General features: G+C 34.1%; 19 protein-coding genes. All 19 read left to right on the top strand.

Annotation, left to right across the window (positions count from 1 at the left end):
* Positions 1-180 precede the first annotated feature (180 nt).
* The 19 genes from gpr to yqfD all read left to right on the top strand — a co-directional run bounded on the left by gpr (position 181) and on the right by yqfD (position 20,688).
* Complete coding sequence (gene gpr / locus R9X47_RS29140; RefSeq protein ID WP_432664573.1) at positions 181-1,158, top strand: GPR endopeptidase; 978 nt, start codon at positions 181-183, stop codon at positions 1,156-1,158.
* Between the two features lie 192 nt (positions 1,159-1,350).
* Positions 1,351-2,613 carry a stage II sporulation protein P gene (spoIIP, locus tag R9X47_RS29145; protein ID WP_432664574.1) on the top strand — a complete coding sequence of 421 codons (1,263 nt, stop codon included), beginning with the start codon at positions 1,351-1,353 and terminating at the stop codon, positions 2,611-2,613.
* Positions 2,614-2,717: 104 nt separating this feature from the next.
* Positions 2,718-3,083 (top strand): hypothetical protein, encoded by a 366-nt coding sequence (locus R9X47_RS29150; protein WP_432664575.1) that lies wholly within the window; start codon positions 2,718-2,720, stop codon positions 3,081-3,083.
* Between the two features lie 258 nt (positions 3,084-3,341).
* Complete coding sequence (gene lepA, locus R9X47_RS29155) at positions 3,342-5,150, top strand: translation elongation factor 4 (protein ID WP_432664576.1); 1,809 nt, start codon at positions 3,342-3,344, stop codon at positions 5,148-5,150.
* Between the two features lie 92 nt (positions 5,151-5,242).
* On the top strand, positions 5,243-6,376 hold the full coding sequence (gene hemW / locus R9X47_RS29160; RefSeq protein ID WP_432664577.1) for a radical SAM family heme chaperone HemW: 1,134 nt from the start codon (positions 5,243-5,245) through the stop codon (positions 6,374-6,376).
* Between the two features lie 151 nt (positions 6,377-6,527).
* Positions 6,528-7,565 (top strand): heat-inducible transcriptional repressor HrcA, encoded by a 1,038-nt coding sequence (gene hrcA, locus R9X47_RS29165; RefSeq protein ID WP_432664578.1) that lies wholly within the window; start codon positions 6,528-6,530, stop codon positions 7,563-7,565.
* 19 nt (positions 7,566-7,584) lie between these two features.
* A complete protein-coding gene (locus R9X47_RS29170) occupies positions 7,585-9,111 on the top strand; it encodes a TCP-1/cpn60 chaperonin family protein (protein ID WP_432664579.1) in 1,527 nt (508 codons plus the stop codon).
* Positions 9,112-9,139: 28 nt separating this feature from the next.
* Positions 9,140-9,712 (top strand): nucleotide exchange factor GrpE, encoded by a 573-nt coding sequence (grpE, locus tag R9X47_RS29175; protein ID WP_432664580.1) that lies wholly within the window; start codon positions 9,140-9,142, stop codon positions 9,710-9,712.
* A 68-nt stretch (positions 9,713-9,780) separates the two neighbouring features.
* Entirely contained in the window at positions 9,781-11,619 is a 1,839-nt protein-coding gene (gene dnaK / locus R9X47_RS29180; protein ID WP_432664581.1) for a molecular chaperone DnaK, read from the top strand.
* Positions 11,620-11,844: 225 nt separating this feature from the next.
* Positions 11,845-12,993: a molecular chaperone DnaJ gene (dnaJ, locus tag R9X47_RS29185; protein ID WP_432664582.1), complete on the top strand. Its 1,149-nt coding sequence runs from the start codon at positions 11,845-11,847 to the stop codon at positions 12,991-12,993.
* Positions 12,994-13,121: 128 nt separating this feature from the next.
* A complete protein-coding gene (gene prmA, locus R9X47_RS29190; protein WP_432664583.1) occupies positions 13,122-14,075 on the top strand; it encodes a 50S ribosomal protein L11 methyltransferase in 954 nt (317 codons plus the stop codon).
* On the top strand, positions 14,068-14,826 hold the full coding sequence (locus R9X47_RS29195; RefSeq protein ID WP_432664584.1) for a 16S rRNA (uracil(1498)-N(3))-methyltransferase: 759 nt from the start codon (positions 14,068-14,070) through the stop codon (positions 14,824-14,826). The genes prmA and R9X47_RS29195 overlap by 8 nt, the downstream gene beginning before the upstream one ends.
* Positions 14,827-16,137 (top strand): tRNA (N(6)-L-threonylcarbamoyladenosine(37)-C(2))-methylthiotransferase MtaB, encoded by a 1,311-nt coding sequence (mtaB, locus tag R9X47_RS29200; RefSeq protein WP_432664585.1) that lies wholly within the window; start codon positions 14,827-14,829, stop codon positions 16,135-16,137. It begins immediately after the preceding gene.
* 119 nt (positions 16,138-16,256) lie between these two features.
* On the top strand, positions 16,257-16,598 hold the full coding sequence (locus R9X47_RS29205; protein ID WP_432664586.1) for a histidine triad nucleotide-binding protein: 342 nt from the start codon (positions 16,257-16,259) through the stop codon (positions 16,596-16,598).
* A gap of 305 nt (positions 16,599-16,903) precedes the next feature.
* Positions 16,904-17,086 carry a 30S ribosomal protein S21 gene (gene rpsU, locus R9X47_RS29210; RefSeq protein ID WP_432409277.1) on the top strand — a complete coding sequence of 61 codons (183 nt, stop codon included), beginning with the start codon at positions 16,904-16,906 and terminating at the stop codon, positions 17,084-17,086.
* Between the two features lie 22 nt (positions 17,087-17,108).
* Positions 17,109-17,549, top strand: a complete 441-nt coding sequence (locus R9X47_RS29215) for a GatB/YqeY domain-containing protein (RefSeq protein WP_432664587.1) — start codon at positions 17,109-17,111, stop codon at positions 17,547-17,549.
* Between the two features lie 145 nt (positions 17,550-17,694).
* On the top strand, positions 17,695-18,810 hold the full coding sequence (locus R9X47_RS29220; protein ID WP_432664588.1) for an amidase domain-containing protein: 1,116 nt from the start codon (positions 17,695-17,697) through the stop codon (positions 18,808-18,810).
* 382 nt (positions 18,811-19,192) lie between these two features.
* Positions 19,193-19,474 carry a sporulation protein YqfC gene (gene yqfC / locus R9X47_RS29225; RefSeq protein WP_432664589.1) on the top strand — a complete coding sequence of 94 codons (282 nt, stop codon included), beginning with the start codon at positions 19,193-19,195 and terminating at the stop codon, positions 19,472-19,474.
* Between the two features lie 17 nt (positions 19,475-19,491).
* Positions 19,492-20,688, top strand: coding sequence for a sporulation protein YqfD (yqfD, locus tag R9X47_RS29230; RefSeq protein ID WP_432664590.1), 1,197 nt, complete (start codon positions 19,492-19,494; stop codon positions 20,686-20,688).
* Positions 20,689-20,690 lie beyond the last annotated feature (2 nt).

Below are 20,690 nucleotides of genomic sequence, written 5' to 3' on the forward strand. Positions count from 1 at the left end.
TCAAGCAGTTTATAGAGAAAATAGTATTGATGGGAAAACTTATTATGTAGATTTACAGCAATTTTTATATCAATACTTTTGTATTATGAACAAAAAAACTATAAGTATACATAGTTTTGTTCCAGAATCTCAAAGCAAAAATATCTACAGGGAAAACAATATTAATATTGGAGGTGTCTTATGTTTCAAGTAAGAACAGATTTAGCTGTTGAATCTAGAGAGTTATATCAAGAGAATAAAAGACAGGAAATTCCAGGTGTTGAAGTAGAACAGTCTGGAGAAGGTAGTGATGTCGAGATAACAAGGGTAAACGTACTTGATGACAATGGAAGTCAACTGATGGGTAGACCTAAGGGAAGTTATATAACACTTGAAGCCAGAGGTTTAAAAAGTGCCGATGCAGACCTTAAGGACAATGTTAGTAAAGCCTTGGCTAAGGAATTGGTTAATTTATTGCCTAAAAAAGAGAATATAAGTACTCTTGTAGTTGGACTAGGTAATTGGGATGTAACGCCTGACGCCCTAGGTCCTCAGGTAATATCTAAAATACTTATAACAAGACATTTCTTTAAAATGTACAATAAAACTGATGACCCAACCATGTCTGCGGTTAGTGGCGTTTCTCCAGGTGTTATGGGAACCACTGGAATTGAGACCACTGACATTATAAAGGGAATTGTTGAGAAATCTTCCCCTGATTTAGTTATAGCTATAGATGCATTAGCATCAAGGAAAATGGAAAGAGTTAGTACTACTATTCAAATAGCCACTACAGGAATTAGTCCGGGCTCTGGAGTAGGAAACTCAAGAAAGCAAGTAAACGAGGAGACCCTTGGCGTACCTGTAATAGCCATTGGTGTACCTACTGTAGTAGATGCTGCAACAATGACAAATGACACTATAAGTATGGTTGTTAAGGCTTTAAAAAGCCATTCAGAAAAGGGCTCTGAGTTTTTTAAGCTACTTGAGGATATGAAAGAAGAAGAGAAGTATGCATTGATTAAGGAAGTTTTGGAACCCTATGGAGCAAATGTTATTGTTACAACGAAGGAAATAGATAAGATTATAACTGATATATCTCAGATTATAGCAAATGGAATAAATATTGCACTTCATCCAGGCGTTGATTTAAAGGATGTAAATAGATATCTAAATTAACAGATTAGTTTCTGAGGCACCCCGGGGCTGAACTCATAAGATACCTTTGTGAGACAGCCCCTATTATCTTGTTTAAAAGTTAAAAATACGGATAGATTACTAAAAGAAAATTCATCATATAAACTTCCTTATATACATATAATTAATAAGGATAACATGGACATCAAATGAAAAGGGAAGTGGGGGCATAAGATGAATAGGGACAATAGAAAATATGATGCTATAGGTCTTTTGGTCATGTTAATAACACTAATGATGTTAATTTTAGCAGGAAACATTTTTATTATAAATAGTAAAGTTGTTATAGCTAGGGCCGAAAGTCAGATAAATAAACAAGAAAGTCAAATAAAAGAAAGAAAAGACAGTTTTTTTCTACATGTACTCAACAAATCCATGTCTATGCTTGAAATAAATTATAAAGAAAATGGTGGGAAAGATACTGGAACACTAGTTAAAGAGTTTTTTGGCAAGACAGTAGATGTTAGTTACAAAAATCCCAAATCATTAATAAAGGCTCAGATATCTATGATAAAGGATGTTGAGAATGATATAGAAACCAGTGTAGAGGCTAGTGTGGAGACTGAAGATAATGATACAAGTGATATCTATATCGCTAAGCCTAGTTATGTAAACAACAACCAGCCAATTATAAATGATGGAGAGAGCCTATATGAGGATGACATAGAGGTAATAAACGAGGAGGAAAATGCTAGTAATGAAGATACTAATGATCAGAAAAAACAAGGGTTAACGAGTGAAATAGAAATAATAAGTACTCCTGTGCCATCGCCTATGAAAATCGTACACTCTATGGAAGATCCTTTGATATTTGTGTATCATACCCATGGTACAGAATCCTATAAACCAGAGACCGTTGGGAATTATCACTCGCTCAATAGGAAATATACTGTTGTAAAGGTCGGAGAGGATGTGACTGGATATCTAAGAAATAGCGGCTTCAAAGTAGTCCACGACGATACCATTCATGATTATCCGTCCTATCAAGGCTCATACACACGCTCTTTGCAAACCTTAAGTAAGAATTTAAAATCGGATCCAACCCTAAAGGTAGTCTTCGATATACATAGAGATGCTATTGACAAGGTTGATGAGTTAAATACCAAAGATTATGAGGAGATAAGAAAAAGAAGCTATGTTGAAATAAATGGAGAAAAGGTAGCTAGGTTTGCAATAGTTCTTGGTGGAGGTAATGATAATATCGAAGAGTTAAAGGAGTTTGCTTATTACATTAAAGCCGTAAGTGACGAATTATATCCCGGTCTAGCAAGGCCTATAATATTAAAGAAGTTTAAGTATAATCAGTACAAAAGTGATTACTATGCGCTATTAGAGGTAGGAAACAATACTAATACAATAGAAGAGGCAAGAAGAACAAGTAAATATATTGGTGAGGTAATCAATCAGGCATTAAGAAAATGTATAGAAAGTCCTTAGGAGTAGATTTGATTTTAAAGAGATTTCATGCGATGAAATCTCTTTTTTTATGTATTTAAGGAATAAAATAATTTCATGTGTCAAAAATATAAATGGTGAGGAAAATGAATAGAGTAGAAAAAATGAAAACGAAAAAACAAAATAGAGCTAGGAGAATAAAAAGCTTTTTTATCGGTATGGTATCATTTATCTTGTTACTTACGTTATTATACATAGGCCTAGAGATTGTAGATGAGACAAATCGTAGTATGATGTCTATGGAAGATGCTAGTTTTTTTAACTATAAAAGGCTGGATAAGGATAATGTAGAGGTCGTCTTTTGTGGAGATAGATATTTAGTAAATGTAGAAAAAGTCGATGCTTTTATTCTTAGCGCCAAGGAGAAATCAAACTATGCTCTAGAAAAAGCAAAGGAATTTGCTGAGGATAAAGGTAAAATTGTTGCAAAGCTAGTTGAGGATATATTTTAGTACTGTAAGTTTAATATTGTAAGCTCCTTATTAAATAAAGCTGGGTTAAACTCAGCTGAAGGTACATGAAAAAAATAAACAAGTCAGGTTGCGAAGTGACTAGTTTATTTTTTGAATGTACCTTATATACTTTATTTCTGTACTACTAATTTGGATTATGTTATAATTGTTAAAGATTATTTAAGTGTATAGAGATTCAAGTAAAACTAATATTTTATACTATATTGAACTCTATATAAAAGGGAGGAAAAAATATTCATGTCAAAGAACCGTCAAGACAATATACGAAATTTCTGTATAATTGCACATATAGATCACGGAAAATCAACTTTAGCAGATAGATTGATTGAAAAAACTGGACTTCTTACTGAGAGAGAGATGAAGGAACAGATATTAGACACTATGGATTTGGAAAGAGAAAGAGGTATAACTATCAAGCTTCAGGCTACAAGGCTAGTGTACAATAAAGATGGAGAAGAATATGTATTAAATCTTATAGATACCCCAGGTCATGTGGACTTTACATACGAGGTATCCCGTAGTCTTGCTGCATGTGAAGGTGCTATCTTAGTAGTAGATGCTACTCAAGGGGTTGAAGCACAGACCCTAGCCAATGTATATTTAGCTGTAAATCAAGATCTAGAAATTTTACCGGTTATAAATAAAATTGACTTGCCTAGTGCAAGACCCGATGAAGTAAAGAAAGAAATTGAAGATGTTATTGGAATAGATGCAGAATATGCACCTCTTATATCAGCTAAGAATGGCATAAATATTGAAGATGTTTTAGAAGCAATCGTAGAGTATGTTCCGCAGCCAAGCGGAGATGAAGAGGCGCCACTTAAGGCACTTATTTTTGACTCTTACTATGACAGTTATAAAGGTGCTGTTGCCTATGTAAGAATTAAAGAGGGTACGGTAAAGCGTGGAGATAAAATGATGATGATGTCTTCTGGAAAGACATTTGAAGTTGTTGAAGTAGGAGTATTATCACCGGGGCCAAGACCTGTAAGTGAACTTAAGGCGGGAGATGTTGGTTATATAACTGCAAGTATTAAAGATGTAAAGAACTGTAGAGTTGGAGATACAATAACAAATGCAGATAATCCATCTGAGGAGCCGTTACCTGGATATAAAAAGGCTACTCCAATGGTTTATTGTGGTATATACCCTGCTGAAGGAGAAAAGTATGAAAGCATTAGGGACGCCTTGGAAAAACTGCAATTGAATGATGCTGCATTAGAATTCGAGCCTGAGACTTCAGTAGCCCTTGGATTTGGATTTAGATGTGGGTTCTTAGGTCTTCTTCATATGGAAATAATCCAACAAAGATTAGACAGAGAATTTGATTTAGATATTATCACAACGTCACCTGGAGTTATTTATAAGGTTACAAAAACTAATGGTGAGGTTCTAATGATTCAAAATCCAAGTAATCTGCCTGATCAAAGTGAAATTGACTATATGGAAGAACCTATAGTTGATGCAAAGATAATGGTCAATACTGAATTTGTAGGAAACGTAATGGAGCTTTGTCAAGATAGAAGAGGTAATATGATCAACATGGAATATATTGATGATAGAAGACTTATCTTAAATTATGAGCTTCCGCTAAATGAAGTAATATATGATTTCTTTGATGCCTTAAAATCTAAAACAAGGGGCTATGGATCATTAGATTATGAATTTAAAAAGTATGTTAAATCTGATCTAGTAAAACTAGACATATTGTTAAATAAAGATATTATCGATGCCTTTTCTCTTATAGTACATGAAAGCAAGGCGTATTCTAGAGGTAGAATAATTTGTGAGAGACTTAGAGAAGTAATTCCGAGACATATGTTTGCTATACCTGTCCAAGCATCAATAGGTAATAAGGTAATTGCTCGTGAAACCATAAAGGCCCTGAGAAAGGACGTTTTAGCTAAGTGTTATGGTGGAGATATATCTAGGAAGAGAAAACTTCTAGAGAAGCAAAAAGAAGGTAAGAAGAAAATGAGACAGCTTGGAAGTGTTGAAGTACCACAAGAGGCATTTTTATCAGTCTTGAAATATGATGAAAAATAAATCGTTAGTCACCCTTTTGGGGTGGCTAACTTATATTATATGTGATGTTTGGTAAAAAACATCACATGAGCGAATAGCTTAGGAGTGTTATTATGAAGGAAATAGGATTATATCTGCATATACCATTCTGTATTCAAAAGTGTAAGTACTGCGACTTTGTTTCCGACAGGCAAAATAATGAGACTATTGACTCATATGTTGAGGCTCTTAAAAAGGAAATAAATATGTATAGTGATAGACTATCGGATTACAGAGTAGAAACGATATTCATTGGTGGAGGTACCCCTTCGATATTAGAAACAGAAAAGATGGATAAGATTGTAAAAGAACTTTTTAGAAACTTTAATATTTCAAAAAATGTAGAGTTTAGTATAGAATCTAATCCAGGAACTTTAACAAAAGATAAACTTAAAAAATATAATGATATAGGAATCAATCGATTAAGTATGGGCCTTCAAAGCTTTAATAATGATGTATTAAAGGAAATTGGAAGAATACACACTAAAGAAGATTTCATTCATAATTATGATGCTGCCAGAGAAGCAGGATGCAAAAACATTAATATTGACTTGATATACGGGTTGCCGAATCAGGATCTAAAGGATTGGGAACATACCCTTAGGGAAGTAATAAAATTGAATCCAGAGCATATATCGGCCTACTCATTAAAGATTGAAGAGGGGACAGCCTTCAAAAGGTTATTTGATGAAAACAAGTTAAATCTGCCCGGGGACGAAGAGGATAGGAAGATGTATGATCTAGCAATTAAGTTACTTGAGCAGCATGGGATAATTCAGTATGAGATATCAAATTTCTCCAAAAAGGAATATGAGTGTAAGCATAATTTAATATATTGGAACAATAAAGAGTACCTAGGATTAGGAGTATCGGCCCATTCCTATATGGATTCCTGTAGGTATGCTAATACAGGGGATATTAATGAATATATAAGGCTTATGAATGAAAAAAAGACCGCTGTGATAAGTGAAGAGCACAAAGACGAAAAGGACGAGATAGTAGAAACGATATTTTTGGGTCTCAGATTAAACAAGGGATTAGATTTAGAGATGTTTGAAAATAGATTTAAGATTTCTATTTATGACATGTATGGTGAGAAGATAAAGAGTTTAGTAGAGCTAGGTCTTTTGTATGAAGATAAGAATCATATTAGATTAACAAGATATGGCATGGATGTTTCAAATCAGGTCTTTATCGAGTTTCTGTAGGCCTATTAAGTAGGTCTGTATTAAATACAAATATTAATATAGACTAAAAAAATTAAAAAGATTATTGACAAAATTCAAATTAAGTGTTAATTTAAAATCAAGAATGTTTAGCACTCGCTTTAAGAGAGTGCTAACAATGGAGAGTGGTAGTATGACTTTAGTTGATAGAAAACTAAGAATATTACAGGCAATAATCAATGATTTTATTGGCACTGCTCAGCCAGTTGGTTCAAGAACTATTGCCAAAAAATATGATTTGGGAATTAGTTCTGCCACTATCAGGAATGAAATGTCAGATCTTGAAGAATTAGGATATTTGGTTCAGCCCCACACCTCAGCAGGTAGAATACCATCGGACTTAGCTTACAGACTTTATGTAGATAGTTTGATGAGAAAGTATGAGGTTGAGAAGAAGCACAAGAAAATAGTAAGTGAATTGTTATTAGAAAAGATAGTAGAAATAGATGATGTAATAAAAAACACATCTGGTATACTATCTCAGTTAACGAACCTAACCTGTGTTGGCTTGTCACCTCAGTTTAGGAAAAGTAAACTAAAAAATATAAAACTGGTTCAGGTTGACAATGATAAGGTTCTTTTAATTTTAGTGTCAAATTCTGGGGTTATTAAGAATATTATATTGAGAATGCAAAATATTTCTCAAGCTGCTCTAGATGAGGTTTCGAATTTATTGCAGGAGAATTTAAGAGGACATACAATAGATCATTTAGATGAAGATCTAATAAATAGAATTAAAAATGAGCTAATTCAGTATAGTTCTACAATTGATGCAATAATTCCAAAGCTCAATAATTCTTTCAGTGACATAGATGATACTAAGATTTATTTAGATGGAATAACAAACATATTCAATTTGCCAGAGTATACAGATATAAATAAGGCGAAGAAGTTTATTTCAATTATTGAAAAGAAAGAATTAATGTATGATCTTTTGAGAAGTGGTACAGATGATGACATCTGTATAAAAATAGGATGTGAAAATGAGATTGATGAAATCAAGGATTGTAGTATTATAACTGCAACCTATAGATTGAATGGAAGAGTAATTGGTAAACTTGGGGTAATTGGACCAACTAGGATGGACTATTCAAAAGTTGTAGGCGTTATTAATTATCTGAATAAAACGTTAACAGATAATATAAAGGACATTTTGCCTGAAATCTTTTGATATAGTGAAAGGATAAAATATGAGAAGCAATTCAAATGATTTTGAAAATAGCGAGCCTAGGTTATCAGCTTTAAACAATAATATTAATGCAGTAAATTCTACTGTTTCTGCAGTTAAGGGGACACTTGGACCACAAGGAATGGACTGCATGATAGTAGATGACTATGGCAATGCTATTATTACAAATGATGGTGTAACAATACTAAGCGAAATAAACACATCTCATCCTGCTGCTAGATTATTGATAAATGCTGTTATGAGTCAAGAAAAGGAAGTTGGAGATGGGACTACTACGTTAACTATTTTAACTGGTGCACTTTTAGACTCGGCCCAGAAAATGGCTGAGTTAGGTGTGCCTGTACATAAGATTATAGAAGGAATTAAAATAGGAATCTCCAAGGCTCTAGAAATCATAGAGGCTGAAAAAGTAAGCATAACAGAAGACAATTATCATCTGATGTCAAGGGTGGCATATATTTCAGCTAGAGAAGATGAAGAAATTTCGAACTTGATTTGTAAGGCTGCGAAGCTAGTTGGCAACAAAATGATTGAAAGTGATAATTTTAGGTTGAGTGATTGTGTTGAGTCTATGGAAGGGACTAAGAGTAATGTGTTCAGCGGTGTGGTAGTAGATAAGAAACCGCTACACTTTTATGAGAATAATGCAATAAATAATGCTAAAATCATGGTACTTGATGACTCCCTCGATGTAGATGAAAACATAAATGAACTCTTAAAAACTGAGGCTGGACTTAATAGTTATCTTGAAAAGGTAGAAATTATAAAATCATGGGCTGAAAAGATTGCTCTTATGAAGGTTGATTTTCTATTGTGTGATAGGAATATCAATCAGGCGGCGATGCAAATACTTTCAGATGGAAATGTTTGTGTTGCAAATCAAGTCTTAAATAGCCAGCTAGAAAAGGTATCTAGACATTGTGGATGTAAAATGTTGAAAAAATCTGCATTACATAAGAATGCGTTAGACTTAGATAAGTACTGTGGTATGGCTGATAAGGTAGAGTATGATGCTGAAAAGGAGCAACTATCAATTAGGGATGGTCATGGTGAGCCCTATGCAACCGTAATGATTTCTTCTTCTACGGGTGAAATAACTAGGGAAAGGGAAAGAATAGCTAAGGATGCCGCGTCTTCTCTTCAATTTGCAATTAAAGATGGAGTCGTTGCAGGTGGTGGAGCTCTAGATATATATATTTCAACCCTATTGGAAAAATATCGAGAAGAAGTTGTTGGAATGGAGAAGTACGGCTTTGACTGTGTTATTGAGGCACTTAAACGACCTTTCTTACAGATGGTTGAAAATAGCGGGTTCAATTCTCTAGAAGTTTTAGAAAAAGTAATAGCCGCTGGGAGACTAGAGGAAAAGAAGTTTCTTTCAATAGATTTTAACAGTGGAAATATAAAAGATATGGAATTAGAGGAGATTTTTGACCCAGCTTATGTTAAAATAAGTGCGTTAAAGAAAGCTGAGGAAATATCTAAAGCTATACTTAGAATAAATTTAATTTTAAGAGGAAAAAAATAATTATGATTTAGATCAGGTGGGTGGTATTATGGAGAATACAGTTAATGAAAAGGATTTAAATACTCAAGATGAAATGAAGGAAGAGATTGATAGTAACCTTGAGGCAACTAAAGATGAAATGGAAGATCAAGCAAAAGTAGAAAATGAATCAAAGGATTCTGGAGTTCTAAACAAAGAACTTGAAGATTACAAAACTAGATTCACAAGATTATCAGCAGATTTTCAAAATTACAAAAGAAGAATTGAAAAGGAAAAGGGTGAAATATTTAAGTTTGGAAGTGAAAAAATAGTAAATGATATTTTACCTGTAATTGATAATTTTGAAAGGGCTATACAGTCAGCTGGAAGCAATAATGAAGAATCTGAAGGTCTTTTAGATGGAATCCAACTTATTTTCAAACAGCTTGTTGATGTTCTTGGTAAACATGGAGTTGAAGAAATAGAAGCCATAGAAAAGGAATTTGATCCAAATCTTCATCACGCTGTAATGCAAGATGAATGTGAAGATGTTGAAGCAAATACTATTACAGAGGTATTCCAAAAGGGATATACACTAAATTCAAAGGTTATAAGACCTAGTATGGTAAAGGTAGCAAAATAATTTAAATAAATAATTTAAAAATAAAATTTAAAAAATTATATTATACTTTTTTGTAAGGAGGAAATAACATGGGAAAGGTTATAGGAATTGATTTAGGTACTACAAACTCATGCGTTTCAGTTTTAGAAGGAGGAGAGCCAGTAGTAATTCCTAATGCTGAAGGAAATAGGACTACACCTTCGATTGTAGCGTTTGCAAAGAATGGAGAAAGATTAGTTGGTGAAACTGCTAAAAGACAAGCGATAACAAATCCAGATAGAACAATCGCTTCAATTAAAAGACATATGGGAACAGACTATAGCGTGAAAATTGACGATAAAGATTATTCGCCTCAAGATATTTCCGCTATGATACTTATGAAATTAAAGACTGATGCAGAGAGTTATCTTGGAGAAACTGTTACAGATGCTGTTATTACAGTTCCAGCATATTTTACTGATAGTCAAAGACAGGCTACTAAGGATGCAGGTAAAATAGCAGGCTTAAACGTTAGAAGAATCATCAACGAGCCTACGGCAGCTTCTTTAGCATACGGTATAGATAAAGAAACAGAGAGTCAAAAAATACTAGTATTTGACTTAGGTGGAGGAACATTTGACGTATCGATACTAGAGCTAGGAGATGGAGTATTTGAGGTTCTAGCTACAAATGGTAACAATCACCTAGGTGGAGATGACTTTGATGAAGTAGTAATTAACTTCCTAGCTGAAGAGTTTAAAAAGGAACACGGAGTAGACTTACGTAATGACAATATGTCTCTACAAAGATTAAAGGACGCAGCTGAAAAAGCTAAAAAGGAATTATCATCAGTTCAAACAACGAATGTTAATCTACCTTTTATTACTGCTTCAGCAGCAGGACCACTTCATCTAAATATTGACCTAACAAGAGCTAAATTTGAGCAATTAGCATCATCTCTTGTGGAAGCAACTTTAGAGCCAACTAGAAAGGCATTAAATGATGCAGGACTGTCATCTTCAGGGGTTGATAGAGTTATATTAGTTGGTGGTTCTACAAGAATCCCTGCAGTACAAAAAGCGATTAAGAACATTATTAATAAGGATCCATATAAGGGAGTAAACCCTGATGAATGTGTTGCGGTTGGAGCAGCTATTCAAGCTGGTGTATTAACTGGTGAAGTAAAAGATTTATTATTACTAGATGTTACTCCATTATCATTAGGTATTGAAACTTTAGGTGGAGTATTTACTAAACTTATTGAAAGAAATACAACTATACCTTCTAAGAAGAGTCAGATATTCTCTACTGCAGCAGATAACCAAACAGCTGTTGATATCCACGTTCTTCAAGGTGAGAGACAAATGGCTGGCGACAATACAACTCTTGGTAGATTCCAGCTTACAGGTATTCCACCGGCTCCAAGAGGAATTCCTCAAGTTGAAGTTACATTTGATATAGATGCAAACGGTATTGCTCACGTATCTGCTAAGGATCTTGGAACTGGAACGGAGCAAAATATTACAATTACTGCATCTACTAACCTTTCTGACGACGAAATAGAAAAGAAGGTTAAGGAAGCTGAAAAGTTTGCTGAAGAAGATAAGAAGAAGAAAGAATCTATTGAAGCTAAAAATAAAGCTGATTCATTATTATATGAAACTGAGAAAGCTCTAAAAGAACATGGTGACAAGGCTTCTCCAGAAGAAAAGGCACAAATCGAAGAAAAGCATGAAGCTTTAAAGAAAGCTTTAGAGTCAGATAATACTGAAGAAATCAATAAAGCAGCTGAAGAGCTTACAAATGCTTTCCATGCTTTAGCTCAAAAAATGTATCAAGCAGCAGGTCCTCAAGGTGAAGCAGAGGGAGCAAACCCAGGAGAGCAGACAGAACAAGCTAATGATGATGTTGTTGATGCGGATTATGAAGTTGTAGATGACGATAAATAAGATTTAGGCACTTAGCAACTTGAAATCTGAGGCACCCAAAAGGGTGCCTTATGGTTGTAATAATAGACTGCTTTAATATATAATAGCTTTAGTGATATAGAAATAAAAGTACAGTGAAAAAAATTCAAGAGTTTATTTACTTTTTAAGAGTGTTTCTTGAAACTTGGAGACTGTTGCTTGAAACTCTATAAATACTCACAACCATAAAAGAAAGGCGGTAAAGAAGTGAGTAAGAGAGATTATTATGAAATATTAGGTGTAGATAAAGGCTCCGATGATGCAGCCATTAAAAAGGCTTTTAGAAAGCTTGCAATGAAGTATCATCCTGATAGAAACCCAGATAACGAAGAAGCTGAGCAAAAATTCAAAGAACTGAATGAGGCCTATGAAGTTTTAAGTAACAAAGAAAAGAGAAATATGTACGATCAGTTTGGCCATGCAGGAGTAAACGGAAATGGCCAAGGTGGTTTTGGAGGCGGAGGCTTCTCAGGTTTCGGCGGGTTTGAAGATATATTTGGTGATATTTTTGACATGTTTGGTGGTGGTGGCGGTGGATTCTCATCCGGTAGAAGGAGAAACCGACCACAAAAAGGTCCTGATATAAAGGTTCAAGTTACTCTTACCTTTGAAGAAGCTGCCTTTGGAGCTGAAAAAGAGATCGAAATCTCTAGACATGAAGAATGTGAAAAATGTAATGGAACAGGTGCTAAGGCTGGAGCAGGAAAAAGGACCTGCCATAAGTGTAATGGTACTGGAGAAGTAAGATATACTCAAAGAACACCTCTAGGCTCCTTTGTAAATGTTAGAACCTGTGATACGTGCCATGGTGAGGGTGTAATAATAGAATCTCCATGTGAGGAATGTAATGGCCAAGGCAAGATTAGGAAAAACAAAAAAATAAACGTAAAAATCCCAGCTGGTGTAGATAGCAATTCAGTTATAACCCTTAGAGGTGAAGGGGAGCCTGGAATCAAAGGAGGTCCTCCTGGAGACCTATATATTGTAGTTAGAATGCTTTCACATAAGATTTTCAAAAGAGATGGCTATGACATAATATGTGAAATGCCTATTACCTTTGTTCAAGCTGCACTGGGAGATGAAATAGTAGTTCCAACTCTGGATGGAAGAGTAAAATATAACATTGCAGAGGGAACACAAAGTGGTACAGTATTTAGATTAAAGGGTAAGGGCGTTCATGTTCTAAATGGAAACGGAAGAGGAGATCAATATGTTAAGGTAGTAGTTGAGACTCCTAAGAGGTTAAATGATGAACAAAAAGATATACTAAGGAAGTTTGCTGAAGTAATGGGAGAAGATGTTCATGAACAAAGAAAATCTTTCTTTGATAAAGTAAAAGATGTTTTTGGAATATAATTATTATGAATCACCTAGTTTTCTAGGTGATTTACTAATTTAAACCAACTTTTTGTCAAATATCTTTGTAATACGTCAATCCTTCGGGTATAATAAACTTTGAAAAAGCTTGCTATGGAGGGTAAAAAATGAAATGGTATGAAGTTAAGATTAAAACATCAAGTGAAAAAGTAGATGCTATATGCGATATTCTTTATGATGTAGGTGTCGGTGGAGTAGCTATTGAAGATCCAAAGGATATAATGAAAAACATGAAAGAAGAAACTAGTTGGGACTATTTTGATATAAATTCGTTGAACATTGATCAAGAATGTGCTGTTGTAAAGGGGTATCTTCCAGAAAGTGAAAACTTTGAAGGAAACGTAGAATTTATTAAAGAAAAAGTACATAATCTTGATATTGATGGTGAAGAAAAGGAAGTAGACGAAATAACAGTTGCAGAGGTTTATGAAGAGGATTGGGCAAATTCTTGGAAAAAATACTATAAGCCTAAGAAAATCGGTCAGAGGATTGTTGTAAAGCCAACATGGGAAGAATATACAGCTAATGAAGGTGAAGAAATAGTTGAACTAGACCCTGGCATGGCCTTTGGGACAGGCACTCATGAAACTACAACGATGTGTACTAGATTATTAGAGATCTATGTAAAGGATGAGAGTACCGTTTATGATATCGGGTGTGGTAGTGGAATTCTCTCTATAGTAGCTGCTAAGCTCGGAGCAAAGGAAGTAACTGCGGTAGACATTGATGAAGTGGCCTATAAGGTTTCTAAGTCGAATGTGGAATTAAATTCTGTAGATGATATTGTTGAAGTTAAGCATGGAAATTTAATGGATGTTATCGATGGAAAGGCTGATATTGTAGTTGCTAATATTATTGCGGAGATAATAAAGCTTCTATCGAAGGATATCGGTAAATTTATGAAGCCAGAAGCAAAATTTATCGCTTCGGGTATAATATTAGATAAAGTTGATGAAGTAGCTGAAGAGTTAGATAAAAACGGATTGAAGGTAATGACAATTGAAAGACTTGGTGAGTGGGCGGCTATAGTGTCTAAAAAAGCAGGGGATAAGAATGAATAGATTTTTCGTAAACAGTGAAAATATTTTAGAAGATGAGCAAAAGATAGTAATAGATGAGATAGAAGATATAAAGCACATTACTAAGGTGCTTAGACTTAGTGTAGGTGATGAGATAGAGATATGCAATAAGGCCAAGGTTGACTATAAAGCAGCTATCTCAAGTTTGAATAAAAATGAAGTTGTATGTGAGATATTAGAAAAAAATCTATCTAGAACTGAGGCACCGGTAGAAATAACCTTGTTTCAGGGAATTCCTAAAGGAAGTAAAATGGACCTGATTATTCAAAAGGGTGTTGAAGTAGGGGTTAGTAAGATAGTACCCTTTACTTCCGAGCGCTGTGTTGTTAAGATTAAGGATAGAAAGTCTGAAGATAAGAAGATAGAAAGATGGCAAAAAATAGCCAATGAGGCCGCAAAACAATGTAAAAGGGGTATAATACCTCGAATCGGAAATGTCGTTGATATTTCAAATCTGAGAGATATTTTGAGTGGTCTTGACATGGTGGTTATGCCATATGAAGAAGAAAAGATTAGTGGTATAAGAAAAGCTATCACTAGTAGAGAAAACGTAAAAAAAATAGGTATAATTATTGGGCCAGAAGGTGGCTTTGCAAGTGAAGAGGTTTTAATGGCTAAAGAGTGGGGATCTATTCCAGTTAGTTTAGGACCAAGAATACTTAGAACCGAAACAGCAGGGTTGGTTACTGCCAGTATAATTATGTACGAATTAGGAGACCTAGGAGGTAATTAAGTGAAAAAAGTAGCTTTTTATACTTTAGGGTGCAAGGTCAATCAATATGATACTGAGGCTATGATAGAGATTTTTGAGAAAAAAGACTATGAAGTAGTCGAAAACGATGAAGTAGCAGATGTATATGTTATTAATACTTGTACGGTAACAAACTTAGGAGATAGAAAATCAAGACAATTTATTAGAAGGTCAAAGAAAAAGAACCCTGACTCAATAATAGTAGTTGTCGGGTGCTATGCTCAAACGGCTTCTGAAGAGGTTATGAATATTGAAGGTGTAAACCTAGTACTTGGGACTAACGAGCGTAATAAGATTGCTGAGTTAGTTGAATCAATTAAGATGAATGAGAAAATTAATTATGTAGATAATATTATGGAAGTTAAAGAATTTGAAGAACTGTCTATAGAAAAGGTTATGGGAAAAACCAGAGCATTTTTAAAGATTCAAGAGGGCTGTAATCAATACTGCTCATATTGTATAATACCATATGCTAGAGGACCGATAAGAAGTAGAAAATTGGAGAATATAATATCCGAAGTAAAAAGACTGTCGGGTAATGGATTTAAAGAGATAGTTCTAACAGGTATTCATATAGCATCCTATGGAAAGGATCTAGAGGATGTTTCTCTTATAGATGTAATAAAAGAGGTGCACAAGGTTGAGGGCATCGAAAGAATAAGACTGAGTTCTGTGGAACCAAACCTTCTAAGTGATGACTTTATACGTGAGATAAAAACTCTTCCAAAGTTTTGTGAGCACCTGCATATGTCCTTGCAAAGTGGTGCAGATGAAACCTTAAAAAGAATGAATAGAAAATATGATACAGCTGGATATAGAAAGATAGTGGAAAAACTAAGGAGAGAAATACCAGATATAGCAATTACGACTGATATTATAGTAGGTTTCCCAGGTGAAACTGAAGAGGAGTTCAATAATACATTTGATTTTGTCAAGGAAATGGCATTTAGTCAAATCCATGTTTTCAAGTACTCACCTAGAAAGGGAACTCCTGCGGCCAAATTTGTAGATCAGGTTCCTGGAGATATTAAGAGCATCAGAAGTGAGAAAATGATAACACTGGGTAATGAGCTAATGGATTCATATAGAAGCAGATTCGTTGATAAAGAATTAGATGTGCTGTTTGAAAATCACTATGGAGATGACAAAAATATGATTGAGGGATTAACTGAAAATTATATTAGAGTTGCTGCATCCGGTGAAGAAAATTATATAGGGAAAATAATTAAAACGAAGATTACTAAATTGGACACCGATATAATGACAGGTGAAATTATGAAGAAAAAAATTTAACTCAAGGCATCTTTTTGCCGATACTTTATTAGCAAATTTTTCTAAGTAATTGCAGGAATTTATAATTTCCTGTTGAATTATATGTTGAAGCATATAAAGCAGCGAAGGAGGTGCTAAACATGGACTGTATTTTCTGTAAAATAGTAAATAAAGAGATTCCAGCAGAAATAGTATATGAAGACGACAAAATCATAGCATTTAAGGACATTTCTCCTGCTGCACCGACTCACATATTATTTATTCCAAAAAAACACGTAGAATCTGTAAACTTTTTAAATAACGAACATATAGATTTAGTAGGAGAGATATTTCTTAAGATAAAAGAAGTAGCAAAGGAACTTAAAATAGCTGATGATGGATATAGAATAGTTAATAATTGTGGCGATTTAGGTGGTCAAACAGTAAATCATTTACACTTTCATTTAATTGGTGGGAGACAAATGCAATGGCCTCCAGGCTAAACTCAGATTATCAACAGGTGATCTAAGTCTTCGCTGTAGCCTAGTGTTTCCAAAGGATTTATAAATGCTGAGCGGGGAATTGATGCTTGTTTTATGATTTGGTGAAGCTTCTTTAAAATAAAGTTGTGTGAATAATTTCAAACATAAAATGAATAATATGGTTAAACCTTATTCAAAATGTGTTGAAATATTTATGATATTAATGTATAATAGCTTAGTACACGAGTACTCCTCTGTGATTTATAGCCGAAGATGCTATAGACACAGCAACATTGTACTTTATCAGAGGAGGGGGGGAAATTTAGATGTCAAAGGTAAAAGTAAGAGATAATGAATCATTAGATCAAGCACTTAGAAGATTTAAAAGAGAATGCTCTAAATCTGGAGTTATGTCTGAGGTTAAGAAAAGAAGACATTACGAAAAGCCTAGTGTAAAACGTAAAAAGAAAGCGGAAGCTGCAAAGAGAAAAAAGACTAAAAGATTCTAAGTAGATTTAAAGAGGTGAGAGAATGTCCCTCAAAGATAAATTGATGCAAGATCTGAAAGCTGCTATGAAGGAGAAGGATAAGGTTAAAAAATCCGTTATTACTATGATAAGAGCTTCTATTAAACAATATGAGGTTGATAATAGAACTGATATTGATGAAGCAGGAATCATGGAATTAATCTCTAAACAGTTAAAGCAAAGAAGGGATGCCATTTCAGAATTTGAAAAAGGCAACCGTCAAGATTTGGTAGATGAAACTCAAAAAGAAATTGAAGTTCTTTTAGGGTATCTTCCAAAACAGCTGACAGAAGATGAAATCAGAGAAATTGTAAAGGCTACCATTGAAGAAGTAGGAGCCCAGAGTCCTAAGGATATGGGTAAGGTTATGGGTGCCTTAATGCCTAAGGTTAAAGGAAAAGCCGATGGCAAATTAGTTTCAAAAGCAGTTAAAGAATTACTATAAAGGCAAACTGTCTATATTTTATATAGGCAGTTTTTTTATGTATATGGAACATTTTTTAATTTCCTATTAATAATCTGGGTTCAAATAAGTCTATTTTAAAAGTAAACTACATATAATTTTATGAATAACCTTAAGGAGGAAGCTTATGATAATAGTTGTGTCCAGAAAGAAGTTCCTTCTTTTTTTAGTTGGAATAGTATTCTTGATTGCTATTTTACTACTAATTTATGGTATCTGGGGTTCTTCTATTGTAGAGACTTTTAATCCAGGCGATGATGAGGTAGATTTAATAATAAAGGACTATTTCGATTTAAGAAATAATGCATTAATAGAAGGAGATATCGATACCGTTGCCTCATTATACGACAGAAGCCATAGATATGGTGTATGGGCTTATGAGCATGAAAAGAAAAAGCTTAAATACATAGAAAAATGGACTGCCAAGCAGGGCGTTAAGATGTACGATGTGAAGAGCTTAATAAAGGTTACAAGCAAAAAGAAGAGAGAGAATGGGTACAGGGTTAATTTTACGGCGTCTACTGAGTACTGGTATTATTATAATAATCAATTTCAAAAAAGAAATATGTTTAGGATAGGTACATACCACTCTATTGATATAAAAAAAGTTGATGGTGTGTGGAAGATATCACGTGAATGGTATACAGACCCATTTGCCGACTCATTACATATTAATGGAATGAAGAGTGACGAGATCACAGAATATATTTTAAGTCAAAATAAAAGCGATTATAAGGTTACTAATGAAAGAAGATTGAAGGCAATGGAATATGCAGATAGGTATTGTGGTGCTGCATCCGATGAAGAGTATGGAATGAAATATAATAAGAAGTATAAAAACTATAACCCTCTCGGCGGTGATTGTGCAAATTTTGCCTCGCAGATTTTATATGAGGGTGGTAAGTTTAGAATGACAGGCTCATGGAAGTATGGTAGAGGTGCTACAAAGGCCTGGGTCAATGCACAGGGTTTTAAAAACTATATGCTCTATAGTGGTAGGGCATCTAAGATAGCCTATGGAAGCTATGAAAAGGTATTAAAGGCTTCATATAAATTGCTTCCCGGTGACTTTATAGCCTATGAAAAGAATGGAAAGGTGACACATATATCTGTGGTATCTGGAGCAGATTCGAGGGGATACGCTTATGTACATAGTCATAACACCGACAGATATAAAGTTCCATGGGACCTTGGGTGGAGCAATAAGGGTATTAAGTTTTGGCTTGTTCGAGTGCATTATTAATATAATAAAAAAATATATATGAAAAATTTCGACCTCTAAAGAGGTTTATTTTTTTCGAGGTCATTACTCGAAGAGAAATCTGACCAAAAAGGGTGTTTCATAATAATGAATTTCTGCGTTATTTAAAATACCGGCGACTTGGCACGTACGTTAGTACTAGCCAAACCACCTGCATTTTAAAACCTTGAACTTCATTCATTCTGAAACACCCTGGGGGCTGAGCTCATAAGTTGCCTTTATGAGGCAGCCCCACTTATTATTGGACTATAGTTTTAATACAAGTAATAGAGATATACTTGTAGGCATACAATTAATTATAGGAATCTAGCTGGGACAGAATCTCAATGAAGCAAAAGGGCTTTTCGCTTGGGGGGATAGCAGTATGAAGGAAGGAAGAATGGAAAACTTAAAGGCAAATATTTCCGAAGCTTTGGAAATACCTAAGGATATTTTATTGGATCTACCTAAGGTTACTTTTATAGGTAACTTACAAGTAAACATTGAAAATCATAAAGGCATCGTAGAGTATTCCAATGATAATGTTCGGATTAAAATTAAGGATGGAATTCTTAAGGTGTCCGGTATGGATTTAGTTATAAAAACCATAGTTACTGAAGAAATTATTATTTCAGGAAAAATAGCATCTATTGATTTTTTTAGGTAGGTGAGGGGTGTTATAAATTGTTGATCTTAAGAATATGGAATTTTTTTAGAGGATATGTTCTTTTTAGACTTGAAGGACTTAACTTAGAAAGAACATTGAACTTGGCTATTGAAGATGGAATCTATTTATGGGACATTCGCAGAATAAATTATACTACTATTGAAGGTAAGGTAGGTGGGAGAGGATACAAAGAGCTTAGAAAAGTATTGAAAAAAACAGGATGTAGGTCAAAAATAAAGATGAAGATAGGTTTTCCTTTTTTCATTTTTAAGCTAAAAAGGAAAAAAATAGTTGCAGTAGGTCTAGTGTTAAGTGTATTATTAATTATTGGCTTCACTTCCTTTGTATGGGACGTAGAAATTCAAGGCAATAATAATGTATCGAAGAGAGAAATATTAGAGTCATTAGAAAGTATAGGAGTTAAAGCAGGCGTATTTAAATATACATTGAATAAATCGGAAATAAAGGATGGTTTACTCATCACCCATGATAGATTGGCTTGGGTAGGCGTAGAAGTTAAAGGGACAAAAATTAGAATTGAGGTAGTAGAGAAGGATGAACGGCCTGAGAAGGTTGAAAAGGATACACCATGTCATATAGTAGCAACAAAGAATGGAGTAATCGAAAAAATAATTGCAAAAAGCGGAGATGCTGCCGTAAAAAAAGGAGATATAGTAAAACAAAACCAGATACTTATTGATGGTAAAATTGAAAGAGAAGGGCTTCCGCCGCGTTTTGTACACTCCATGGGGGAAGTATATGCTAGAACGTATTATGAGAAGTCTAAAGTAATGCCAATCTATAAAGTAAAAAAAATAAAGACCGGTAGAAAATTTACTAGAAGGATCTTTAAAATTGGTGATACGTCATTTACAGTTTCTAAAGGATCGGTTCCCTTTGATAAATATGTAATTGAAGTAAAAAATAAAAGTCTAACAAAATGGAGGAATATTAAGTTTCCTGTAGAAATTGTTATTGAGCAGTACTTTGAAATAGTTGAGCAGAAGAAGAAAGTTCCTGAGGATGTTATAAGAAAATCTTTAAAGGATTTTCTACTAGTGAATGTAATAAAGGATATTCCAGAGGATGGGAAAATTATTAAACGGTCAATTGATTATAAAAAACAAGGAAGTGTTATCAAGGGTCATTTAATAGTAGAGGTATTAGAATCGATAGGTATGGAAAAAATATTTAGTATACATGAGGAGGAGTAATA

Origin of the sequence: Wukongibacter baidiensis (genome assembly GCF_050888315.1) — a bacterium.
In the GTDB taxonomy this organism is placed as follows: domain Bacteria; phylum Bacillota; class Clostridia; order Peptostreptococcales; family Caminicellaceae; genus Wukongibacter; species Wukongibacter baidiensis.